Origin of the sequence: Cellulosimicrobium sp. 72-3, assembly GCF_013127315.1 — a bacterium.
GTDB classification, from domain to species: Bacteria; Actinomycetota; Actinomycetes; order Actinomycetales; family Cellulomonadaceae; genus Cellulosimicrobium; species Cellulosimicrobium funkei.
On sequence record NZ_CP053419.1, the window covers coordinates 2,934,170 to 2,945,853 of the forward strand.

At 75.5% G+C, this 11,684-nt stretch carries 7 protein-coding genes; 3 read left to right on the top strand and 4 right to left on the bottom strand.

What is annotated here, in order from left to right:
• Positions 1–124 precede the first annotated feature (124 nt).
• On the bottom strand, positions 125–1,132 hold the full coding sequence (locus tag HKK73_RS13230; RefSeq protein WP_137281226.1) for an electron transfer flavoprotein subunit alpha/FixB family protein: 1,008 nt from the start codon (positions 1,130–1,132) through the stop codon (positions 125–127).
• A 13-nt stretch (positions 1,133–1,145) separates the two neighbouring features.
• Positions 1,146–1,961 (bottom strand): electron transfer flavoprotein subunit beta/FixA family protein, encoded by an 816-nt coding sequence (locus HKK73_RS13235; protein ID WP_034655378.1) that lies wholly within the window; start codon positions 1,959–1,961, stop codon positions 1,146–1,148.
• Positions 1,962–2,073: 112 nt separating this feature from the next.
• Here HKK73_RS13235 and glgX point away from each other — a divergent pair, with 112 nt between their 5' ends.
• From glgX to HKK73_RS13250, 3 genes are all read left to right on the top strand, one after another.
• On the top strand, positions 2,074–4,557 hold the full coding sequence (gene glgX / locus HKK73_RS13240) for a glycogen debranching protein GlgX (RefSeq protein WP_371810554.1): 2,484 nt from the start codon (positions 2,074–2,076) through the stop codon (positions 4,555–4,557).
• 75 nt (positions 4,558–4,632) lie between these two features.
• A complete protein-coding gene (locus HKK73_RS13245; RefSeq protein WP_144681017.1) occupies positions 4,633–6,387 on the top strand; it encodes an FAD-binding dehydrogenase in 1,755 nt (584 codons plus the stop codon).
• Positions 6,388–6,407: 20 nt separating this feature from the next.
• Complete coding sequence (locus HKK73_RS13250) at positions 6,408–7,583, top strand: hypothetical protein (RefSeq protein ID WP_144681016.1); 1,176 nt, start codon at positions 6,408–6,410, stop codon at positions 7,581–7,583.
• Positions 7,584–7,669: 86 nt separating this feature from the next.
• Here HKK73_RS13250 and HKK73_RS13255 read toward each other — a convergent pair whose 3' ends face one another.
• The gene (locus HKK73_RS13255; protein ID WP_171468177.1) at positions 7,670–8,080 is read right to left on the bottom strand and encodes an endonuclease domain-containing protein; all 411 of its coding nucleotides are present in this window, start codon (positions 8,078–8,080) and stop codon (positions 7,670–7,672) included.
• Between the two features lie 957 nt (positions 8,081–9,037).
• The gene (gene glgP, locus HKK73_RS13260) at positions 9,038–11,641 is read right to left on the bottom strand and encodes an alpha-glucan family phosphorylase (protein WP_086150736.1); all 2,604 of its coding nucleotides are present in this window, start codon (positions 11,639–11,641) and stop codon (positions 9,038–9,040) included.
• Positions 11,642–11,684 lie beyond the last annotated feature (43 nt).

Genomic DNA, 11,684 nt, shown 5'->3' on the forward strand with positions numbered 1-11,684 from the left:
GTCGTCTCCACGGGTCGGGGGGCCTCCCCGTCACCGAGGAGTCGGCCCGACGCTAGGAACGATCGATGACCGGCCGGCCACCGCCCGGAGGACACCGGGTGAACTCTCGGCGCCGGCCGGGTGCTCAGCCCTGCGACGCCCGGTGCTCGCGCAGCACCTCGGCCGCCTGCGGCAGCACGTCCGCGAGGTCGCCCACGACCGCGAAGTCCGAGATCTCGAACAGCGGGCACTCCGGGTCGTTGTTCACCGCGACGATCACCTGCGAGGCCTGCATGCCGCCGCGGTGGTGCGGAGCGCCCGAGATGCCCGCGCCGATGTACAGGCGGGGCGCCACGGTGACGCCCGTCTGCCCGACGAACTGGTCGTGCCAGCCCTCGTAGACGGCGTCGCGCGTCGCGCCCACGGCGGCGCCGAGCGCGTCGGCGAGCTCGACCACGGGGCCGAAGTCGCCGTTCGTGCCACGGCCCCCGGCCACGACGATCGCGGCCTCCCCGAGCGCGGGGCGCCCCGCGCCCGCGGACGCGTCGACCGTGCGGGACACGACGCGCGCCGCGGTCGCCGCCGGCGTCAGCTCGACGCGCAGCGCCTCGACCTCGGTCGCGACGGCGGCGTCCGCCGGCTGCGGCACGACCGAGTTCGCGCGGAGCGTCAGCACCGCCGGGTCGGTGAGGATCTCGCTGCGCACGTCCCACGAGCCCGCGAAGACGCGCTTGTCGGCCACGAGGTGGGTGCCGTCGTCGTGCAGCGCTGAGGCGTCGACGACGAGGCCGGCGCCCGTGAGGAACGCGAGGCGCGCCGCGGCCTCCTTGTTCGGGAACGACGACGTCAGCAGGACGGCGTCGGCGTGCGACGCGCGCGTGGCGGCGGCGAGGACCTCGGCGACGACGGGCGTCAGGTGCAGCGCGTCGCCGGTGACGACCTCCCCGCCCGACGACGGCTCGGCCTGGCGCACGAGCGCGACGCCGTGCGCGCCGAGCTGGGCGAGGACGCCGACGCTCGGCGCCTCGAGCGCGACGGCCTCCACGCGCCCGAGCGCGCGGCCGAGGGTGATCAGCTCCAGCACGGGCGTCCGCAGCTCGGTGGCCGCGGAGTCGAGGAGGACGAGGACGGTACGGGCCCCGGGGGTGCTCATGTGCGGACGCCTCTCAGACCAGGTCGTTGCGGATGAGGAACTCGGCGAGGGCGCGGCCGCCCTCGCCCTTGTCGACGACGATCTCGGCGTCGGGGCGCGGCGGCCGCGGCGACGCGTCGAGCACGCGCGTGCGGGCTCCGGCGTCGCCGACGAGCGCGGCGTCGACGCCGAGGTCGGCGAGGCTCCACGCCTCCACGGGGCGCGTGCGCGCCGCCATGATGAGCTTGAAGTTGGGCATGCGCGGGTCGTTCGCGTGGTCGGTGACCGACACGACGGCGGGCAGCGGCGCCTCGAGGACCTCCTCGACGCCGTCGAGCTCGCGCGTGACGCGCGCGGTGCGCGCGCCCGGCTCGCCCTCGACCTCGAGCTTCCCGGCCAGCGTGAGCTGCGGCAGGCCGAGCTCGGCCGACAGGAGCGCCGGGACGACGGAGCCCAGGCCGTCGAGCGCGGCCATGCCCGTCACGACGACGTCCACCGGGGCCTCGTCCGCGAGGCGGCGCACCGCGGCGGCGAGCACGCGCGCGGTGCCGAAGTAGTCGGAGCCCGCGATCGCGTCGTCGCTCACGCGCACGCCGCGGTCCGCGCCGAGCTGGAACGAGCGGCGCACGGCGCCGTCGGCGTCCGGCCCCGCGACGGTGAGCACGACCACCTCGCTGGTCTCGCGCTCCGCCTCCGGCAGCGCCTCCTTGAGGCGCAGCGCGGCCTCGACCGCGTTCTCGTCGAGCTCGTTGAGCGTGCCCTCGTCGGCCCGGCGCACCACGCGGCCGTCCTCGAAGCCCCGGTCGGCGTGGATGTCCGGGACGTACTTCACGGCGACGACGATCCGCATCGGCTGCTCTCCCTGTGCGCTGGGCGGTCGGCCGGAGAGGTACCCGGCCCGCTCCGCCGAAGCCTACCGGCGGGCGACCGGAGGAGCCGGTGACACCCGCCACAATGGACGGGTGCACGAGCCGTCGCCCGACCCGAGACCCGCCCCGCCGACCGCGCCCGGGAGCGTCGACCGGCACGCCCTCGTCCCGCCGCTCGGGGTGCGCCCCGCCGGGGACGGCGTCGACGTCGCCGTGCTCGCGTCGCACGCGACCGCCGTCGAGCTGTGCCTCGTGGACGTCGTCGACCCGGCGCTGCCCGCGCACGACCCGGCGCGCTACCGCGAGCGCCGGGTCCCGCTCGCCGGGCCGGCCTACGGCGTCTGGCACGCGCACGTCCCGGGCGTCGGCCCCGGCCAGCGCTACGGCTTCCGCGTCCACGGCCCGTGGGAGCCCGCGGCCGGGCTGCGCCACAACCCCGCGAAGCTGCTCGTCGACCCGTACGCGCGGGGCCTCGTGGGCGAGCTCGTCGACGACCCGGCGATCCGCGGCCAGGTCGGCGACGACCCGTACGGCCCGCCCGACCCGCGCGACTCGCTGCCGTTCGTCCCGCACTCGGTCGTGGTCGCCGAGCCGACCGGGACGCTCGCTGCCCGCCCCCGCGTCCCGTGGCGCGACACGGTGGTCTACGAGGCGCACGTGCGCGGCCTCACGCAGCGCCTGGAGGCGCTGCCCGAGCACCTGCGCGGCACGTACGCGGGCGTCGCGCACCCGGTGACGATCGAGCACCTGCGGAGCCTCGGCGTGACCACCGTCGAACTGCTCCCCGTGCACGCGAACGTGCCGGAGCCGCACCTGCTCGCGAGCGGCCGCACGAACTACTGGGGCTACTCGACGCTCGGGTTCTTCGCGCCCCACGCCGCGTACGCGACGCGCGCCGCGCAGGACGCCGGGCCGGCCGCCGTGCTCGACGAGGTGCGCGGCATGGTGCACCTGCTGCACGAGGCGGGGATCGAGGTCCTGCTCGACGTCGTGCACAACCACACGTGCGAGGGCGGGGCCGACGGGTACCACCTGTCGTGGCGCGGCCTCGACAACGCCGGGTACTACCTGCACGACGGCGGCACGCCCGCGCGCCTCGCGGACGTCACCGGGACGGGCAACTCGCTCGACTTCCGCCGCCCCGCGGTCGTGCGGGCCGCGCTCGACTCGCTGCGGTACTGGGCCGAGGTCGTCGGGGTCGACGGCTTCCGGTTCGACCTCGCCGTGACGCTGGGCCGCGGCGCGACCGGGTTCGACCCGGACCACCCGTTCCTCGTCGCGCTCCAGACCGACCCGGTGCTGTGCGGGCTCAAGCTCGTCGCCGAGCCGTGGGACGTGGGCCCCGGCGGCTGGCGCACCGGCCAGTTCCCGCCGCCGCTCGCGGAGTGGAACGACCGGTTCCGCGACGCGGCGCGCCAGTTCTGGCTCGCGGACGCGCGCGAGGCGTCGCACGGGCGCCCGGGGCACGGCGTGCGCGACCTCGCGACGCGCCTCGCGGGGTCGGCCGACCTGTTCGGCCACTCGGACCCGCCGCTCGTGCGCGGGCCGGTCGCGTCGGTGAGCTACGTGACCGCGCACGACGGCTTCACGCTCGCCGACCTCGTGGCCTACGACCACAAGCACAACCTCGCGAACGGCGAGAACAACCGGGACGGCACGGACGACAACCGGTCCTGGAACCACGGGCTCGAGGGCCCGGTCACCCCGGACGCCACCGCGGGCGGCGTGCTCGACGGGCTCGGCGTCGAGATCGCCCCGCTGCGGCGCCGTTCGATCCGCAACCTCCTCGCGACGCTCGTGCTCGCCGCGGGCACCCCGATGATCACCGCGGGCGACGAGATGGGCCGCACCCAGCGCGGCAACAACAACGCCTACGTGCAGGACGACGAGACGTCCTGGGTGTCGTGGGACCTGTCCCCGTGGCGCAAGGACCTGCTCGCCACCGCGCGCCACCTCCTCGCGCTGCGGCGCGAGCACGCCGCGCTGCGCCCCGACGCGTTCTTCACCGGCCGCCCGCGCCCGGCGGCGCCGGACGGCCCCGGCGGCGCGGCGTCCGGTGCGAGGGCTGGTGCGGCAGCCGGCACGGGGACCGGTGGGGAAGGCGGCACCGGGGCGGGTGCGGCAGCCGGCACGGCGGCCGGTGGAGAGGGCGGCACCGGGGCGGGCACGGCGGCCGGCAGCGGCCAGGGCCCCCGCCCGACGGCGGTGCCCGACCTGGCGTGGTTCGGCGCCGACGGCGGACCGCTGGACCACGGGGCGTGGCACGACCCGGGCGTCCGGACGCTCCAGATGCTGCGCACCGCCCCGGAGCCCTGCGACGCCGACGTGCTCGTCGTGCTCACCGGGGCGCTCGACCCGGTCGACGTGACGCTCCCCGGGCTGCGGGCCGCCGCGGGCGGCGAGCCCGAGCGCTGGGAGCTCGTGTGGGACTCCGACTGGGAGCACCCGGACGACCCGGACCGCGCCCCGGGCGAGAGCGCCGCCCGCCCGGGCGACGTCGTCGGGCTCGAGGCGCTGAGCCTGCGCGTGTACGTGTCCCCCACCCCGCAGAGGGAGAGCCCAGGTCTCCCGAGGTAGAGCCGTGGTCTCGCGAGGTAGAGCCGTGGTCGCCCCTGCCCGCCGAGGTCTGGACACGTGCTCTACTCTTCCCGCATGAGTGACAGCGCGGTCGACTCCTCCCCCACCTCTCCCACGATCGAGGACCCCGAGGTCGTCGTCGTGGGGGCCGGGCTCTCCGGTCTCGTCGCGGCGACCGAGCTCACGGCCGCGGGTCGCCGGGTGGTCCTGCTCGACCAGGAACCGGCGGCGAGCCTGGGCGGCCAGGCGTGGTGGTCGTTCGGCGGGCTCTTCCTCGTCGGCTCTCCCGAGCAGCGGCGCATGGGCGTTACGGACTCCGCCGAGCTCGCGTTCGACGACTGGCTCGGGTCCGCGCAGTTCGCGCCCGGCGCGGACCGCGGCGAGGGGCCCGACCGCCACGGCTACGCGTGGGCGCAGGGCTTCGTCGACTTCGCCGCCGGGGAGATGCGCGGCTGGCTGCACGACAAGGGCGTGCGGTGGTTCCCGCTCGTGCAGTGGGCGGAGCGCGGCGGGTACCCGGTGCGCTCGGGCGCCGACGGGTCCGCCGCCGGCGCGCACGGCAACTCCGTGCCCCGCTTCCACGTCACGTGGGGCACCGGCCCCGGCATCCTCGAGCCGTTCGTCCGCGCCGCCCTGGACGCGCGCGCCGCGGGCCTGCTCGACGTCCGGTTCCGGCACCGGGTCACGTCGCTCGTCGTGACCGACGGCGCGGTGACGGGCGTGCGCGCGCAGGTGCTCGCGCCGTCGGACGCCGGGCGCGGGGTGCCGTCCTCGCGCGACGTCGTCGGGGAGGTCGAGATCGCGGCGAGCGCCGTCGTCGTGACCTCGGGCGGCATCGGCGCGAACCACGAGCTCGTGCGCTCGCGCTGGCCGCAGACGGCGGGCCGGCTCCCCGCACGCATGCTCTCCGGAGTGCCCGACTCGACCGACGGGCTCATGATCGGCGTCGCCGCCGACGCGGGCGCGGCCCTCGTGCACGAGGACCGCATGTGGCACTACCCGGAGGGGATCGCGAACCACTCGCCGGTCTGGACGGACCACGGGATCCGCATCCTGCCGGGACCGAGCTCGCTGTGGCTCGACGCCGACGGCAACCGGCTGCCCGCCCCGCTGTTCCCCGGCTTCGACGCCCTCGGCGCGCTCCAGCACGTCACCGAGCGCGGCGACGACCACTCCTGGTTCGTGCTCAACAAGGCGATCATGGAGTCGGAGTTCGCGCTGTCCGGCTCGGAGCAGAACCCCGACCTCACGGGCAAGGACGTGCGGCTCCTCGCCCAGCGGGTGCTGCCCGGCGCCGTCGGACCGGTCGCACGGTTCGCCGAGCAGTCGCCGGAGTTCGTATGGGCCGACACCCCCGAGGAGCTCGCCGCCCGGATGAACGCGCTCGTCGAGGCCACGCCGGGCTCGCGCGGGCACGTCGACCCGGCGGCCCTGGCGCGCGTCGTCCGCCTGCGCGACGAGCAGGTCCGCACGGGGCTGGGCAAGGACCCGCAGGTCGTCGCGACGGCGATGGCGCGCCGCTACCGCGTCGACCGCCTCATCCGCGTGTCGCCGCCACGGCCCCTGACGACGCCGAAGGACGGGCCGCTGCTCGCCGTCCGCCTCTCCGTGCTGACGCGCAAGACGCTCGGCGGCCTGTGGACGGACACCTCCGCGCGGGTGCTGCGCGCGGACGGGTCCGTGCTGCCCGGGCTCTGGGCCGCGGGCGAGGCGGCCGGGTTCGGCGGGGGCGGCGTGCACGGCCACCGCGCGCTCGAGGGGACGTTCCTCGGCGGGTGCCTCTACTCCGGCCGTGTCGCGGGCCGCGCGGTCGCCGCCGACCTGGGCTGACCCGGGTAGGGTCGGCGACCATGACCGTGCCCGACGACGCGTCCCCGGCCCCCGCGCCCGGCGCCCCCGCGGCGGTCGACCACCTCGACACCGCCGCGTGCGAGCGCCTGTTCCGCCGCAACGGTCTGCCGCTGCTCGTCGAGGGGCACTCGCTCGACCGCGACGTGTTCGGGCGGTCGGCGCCGTTCCTGCTCGTCGTGCTGCTCGCCGAGCTCTCCGGGGCGGTGCGCTCGGGCTGGCCCGCGTGGGCGAACGCGCTCGCGCTCCTCGGCGCAGCGGCCCTCGTCGCGGGCGCGTACGCAGGGCTCAACGTGGTACGCGGCCGGCCGTGGTCCACGCTCCCCCAGTCCGTCGGCGTCCCCGAGCTCGCGTTCTTCGTGCTCGTGCCCGCCCTCCTGCCGGTCGTGTTCGGCGGGCAGTGGGGCGACGCCCTGCTCACCGTCGTCGGCAACCTCGTGCTGCTCGGGATCGTGCGCGTCGTCGTGGGGTACGGCGTGCTGTCGTCGCTGTGGTGGGGGCTCGCGCGCGTCACCGACGAGCTCGGCGCCGCCCTGCTGCGGCTCGTGCGCCTGCTGCCGCTGCTGCTCGTGTTTTCCCTCGTGCTCTTCTACAACGCCGAGGTGTGGCAGGTGTTCGACCGCACGCACGGCGTCGCCGACCTCGTGCTCGGCGCGTTCTTCGCGCTGCTCGTCGTGCTGTTCGTCGGGCTGCGCTCGCCCGCGGAGGCGCGCGAGGCGCTCGCGGAGACCGCCGCCCGCCACCCCGGGCACGAGCGTGCGGCGCGCTTCAGCCGCGGCCAGACGGCGAACCTCGCGACGATGATCGCGACGAGCCAGCTCCTCCAGGTCCTCGTCGTGAGCCTCGGCATGGGCGTGTTCTTCATGGCGCTCGGGACGCTCACGGTGACCCCCGAGGTCATGGCCCTGTGGGACGTCGACGGCGGCACCTGGCAGCGCACGCTCTCGCTCGTCGGCGGGGGCGGCGTCGGCGGCGCGGACCTCGTCGTGACGCAGACGCTGCTGCGCGTCTCCGTCGCGATCGCGACCTTCACCGGCCTCTACTACGCGATCTCCGTGCAGGTCGACGCCGTGTACCGCGAGGAGTTCGTGGACGGCATCGAGACCCAGCTCGCCGACGTGCTGCGCGCGCGCTCGCGCTACCTCGACCTCCTCGCCCCACCCCCGTCCGCGAGATAGAGGCCAGGTAGGCCGAGGTAGAGGCCAGGTACGCCGGAGTAGAGGCCAGGTTCACGACCACGCCTCTACCTCGACGGACCAGGGCTCTACCTCGGCGAGGAAGGTCGCGAGCTGTCTGCGCAGCGTCGGAGCGCGAGGCGACGCGACTCCGCGAGACGACAGCCGACCGCCACCGGGTCGCCCAGGTCCTCCCAGGTAAAGCGCACGACCGTCCAGCCCGCTGCCACGAGCGCCGCCTCGCGGACGTCCTGTGCGCGCCGGACCTCTGCCGGGTCCCCGTACTCCCCGCCGGAGTACTTCACCGCCCCGTCGAACTCGATCACCAGCCGGGCGTCGAGCCAGGCCAGGTCGACGACGTACGTCCCGCGCGACGTCAGGACCGGTACCTGCGGGCGAGGCGCAGGCAGACCGCCGAGCACGGCCGCGAGCCGCACGAGCGTCTCGCCCGGGGACTCCGACCTCGGGTCCGCGAGCTCGAGAGCGCGCCGCGCCCGCACGACGCCGCGCTTTGCCGCGCGACTCCTCGACGATCGAGTCGACCACGTCCCGGTCCGCACCCAGGCGCAACGCAGAGTCCACCACGACGAGGCTGCGCTCGAGCGGCAGCGACCGCGCACAGTCGACCAAGGTGCGCTCGAGGCTGGTGACAGGGACGCCGTCGAGGACCGCGCGGTCACGGACCGGTAGATCGGTCCAGTGCCGACGCACGGCTGCGTCCCGCTCTCTCGTCACGTTCGGGTGGCCGAGCTGGGTCAGGTGCACGAACGGCGGGAGCCGCCAGGTCCAGCAGCCACAGAGCAGAGCCGCGGTGTCGTGGCTCACCCAGAACGGCGTCACGAGCCGGTCGACCAGTCCGCGCACCTCGCCGAGCAGCCACTCCTCGCGCTCCGACGGCGCGGAGTGCGCCGAGGGGAGGTAGACACCGCGCCGTACCCGCACGAGCTCACCGGCGCGCGCACGCGCCGCCAGCTCCGCGCGGCGTCGACGTACGTAGGGCACAGCAGACGGAACCCTCCGAGGGCCGTTGCTGTCCGCGGTGTAGCGACCGGAGGGGCGGGTCGGGACCGGATCGGCCCCGAGCCTGCGCCGTGCTGTCGGGTCGTGGCCGGCCCGGGAGCTGCCCGTCGTCTCGTCCATCAACCCAGCGTGCCGGTCGCCACCCCGTCGCGGGGCGAGTACGGCAGATCTGTGGATGACGAAGTCGCCGCCCCTGCACGACGGTCCGCCGCCGTCGACCTCCGTCCATGGACGGACGAGCCGAGAGGGCCTGGCCGACGACGGCCAGGCCCTCTCGCACTCGCATGACGCATCCGCCTCACGCGACCACGCCTCTACCTCACGCGACCACGCCTCTACCTCGCGTGACCGCACCTCTACCTCGTGCGACCTCGGCTCTACCTCGCGCGACCTGGGTTCTACCTCGCGACCGGAGGCTCTACCTCGTCGGCGGGGGGTCAGGCGTTGGTGACGAGGCCCAGCTCGGCGACGCTCGGGAGGCCGTCGTGGGTCGGGACGACGCGGACGGTGTAGCCGAACGGTCCGGACGCGTCGAGCACGACCTCGCCCGCGAACGCGTAGCGGCCGGCCTCGTACGTCTCGGCCAGCGCGAGCGGCTCGGCCGTGAACTCCTCGATGACGTCGGCCTCGCTGACGCGACCGTGCACGACCTGGACCTGGACGTCCTCGGGACGCAGGTCGCCGAGCGACACGTACGCGCGGACCGTGAGGCGGTCGCCGACCTGCGGCACCTCGCCGATGCCGGCCGAGTCGACGTGGTCGACGCGCACGCGCGACCAGCCGTCGCGCACGGCATGCTTCCACTGCGCGAGCTCCCGGGCGGGCGCGAGCCCGTCGGCGGCCAGCGCGCGCCCGGCCGCGGCGGCGGGGGCGTACAGGCGCGTGACGTACTCGCCGACCATGCGCGTCGCCTGGACCTTGGGGCCGAGCGTCGCGAGCGTGTGCCGCACCATCTCGAGCCACCGGCCGGGCACGCCGTCGGCGTCGCGGTCGTAGAAGCGGGGCGCGACCTGCTGCTCGACGAGGTCGTAGAGCGCGGCAGCCTCGAGGTCGTCGCGACGGTCCGCGTCCTCGACGCCGTCGGCGGTCGGGATGGCCCAGCCGTTCTCGCCGTCGTACCACTCGTCCCACCACCCGTCGAGAATCGACAGGTTGAGGCCACCGTTGAGGGCCGACTTCATGCCCGACGTCCCGGACGCCTCGAGCGGGCGCAGCGGGTTGTTGAGCCAGACGTCGCAGCCCGGGTAGAGCGACTGCGCCATGGCGATGTCGTAGTTGGGCAGGAAGACGATGCGGTGCCGCACCTCGGGGTCGTCCGTGAAGCGCACGAGCTGCTGGATGAGCCGCTTGCCCTGGTCGTCGGCGGGGTGCGACTTGCCCGCGACGACGAGCTGGACCGGGCGCTCGGGGTGCAGCAGCAGCGCCTTGAGGCGCTCCGGGTCGCGGAGCATGAGCGTGAGCCGCTTGTACGTGGGGACGCGGCGCGCGAACCCGATGGTGAGGACGTCGGGCGAGAGCACGTCGTCGACCCAGCCGAGCTCCGCCGGGGTCGCGCCGCGCTCGCGCCAGGACTTGCGCACGCGGCGGCGCGCCTCGTCGACGAGCCGGCCGCGCATCTCGCGGCGGATCGCCCAGAGCTCGCCGTCGCCGACGGCGCCCTCCCCGTCGCCGCGCAGCCAGCGCGACGACGCGTGCTCGGCCGTGAGCTCGTCGAGCCCGAGCCGCTCGGCCTCGAGTGCCGCGAGCGCCGGGTCGACCCACGTGGGCGAGTGGACGCCGTTCGTCACCGAGGTGATCGGGACCTCGCGGGCGTCGAAGCCCGGCCACAGGCCCTCGAACATGCCGCGCGACACCTCGCCGTGCAGGAGGGAGACGCCGTTCGCCCGCCCGCCGAGGCGCAGGCCCATGACGGCCATGTTGAACACGGTCGGGTCGCCGCCGTCGTAGTCCTCGGCCCCGAGGGCGAGGACGCGTTCGACGGGCAGGCCGTCGACGGCCATGTCGCCGCCGAAGTACTGCGTGACGAGGTCGCGGCCGAACCGGTCGATGCCGGCGGGCACGGGCGTGTGCGTCGTGAAGACCGTCGCGGCGCGGACGGCCTCGAGCGCCGCGTCGAACGTGAGGCCCTGCTCGACGAGCTCGCGGATGCGCTCGACGCCGAGGAACCCCGCGTGGCCCTCGTTGGTGTGGTAGACCTCGGGCTCCGGCGCGCCGGTGAGGCGCGACCACAGGCGCAGCGCGCGCACGCCGCCCACGCCGAGCAGCAGCTCCTGCTGGAGGCGGTGCTCGCCGCCGCCGCCGTAGAGGCGGTCGGTCACCTTGCGCGCGGCCTCGTCGTTGCCGGGCACGTTCGAGTCGAGCAGGAGCAGCGGCACGCGGCCGACGGCCGCGACCCACACGTGCGCGTGGAGCGTGCGACCCCCGGGCAGGGCGAGCGAGACGCGCGCGGGCGTGCCGTCGTCGTCGCGCAGGAGGGTGAGCGGCAGGCCGTCCGGGTCGAGGAGCGGGTACGTCTCGACCTGCCAGCCGTCGCGCGTGAGCGACTGCTTGAAGTAGCCGGCGCCGTAGAGGAGCCCGACGCCGACGATCGGCACGCCGAGGTCGCTCGCGCTCTTGAGGTGGTCGCCGGCGAGGATGCCGAGGCCGCCGGAGTACTGGGGCAGCACGGACGTGATGCCGAACTCGGGCGAGAAGTACGCGATCGCGGCCGGCAGGGAGCCACCGCCCTCCGACGCCTCCGCGGCACGCTGCTGGTACCACAGGGCGTCGTCGAGGTAGTGGCGCAGGTCGGCCGCCGCCGCCCGCACGCGCTCGACGAAGGCGCCGTCGGCGGCGAGCTCCGCCAGGCGCTCGGGACCGAGCGCACCGAGCAGCGCGACGGGGTCGCCGTGGACCGCCGCCCACGTCTCGGGGTCGATACCGGCGAACAGGTCGCGCGTGGGCGCGTGCCAGGACCAGCGCAGGTTGTGCGCGAGCTCGTCCAGGTCGCGCAGCTCGGCGGGCAGCAGGGTGCGGACGGTGAACCGTCGGATGGCTCTCACGGGGACGAGACTACGCAGCCTGACGCCGGTGCACACCCCCGCG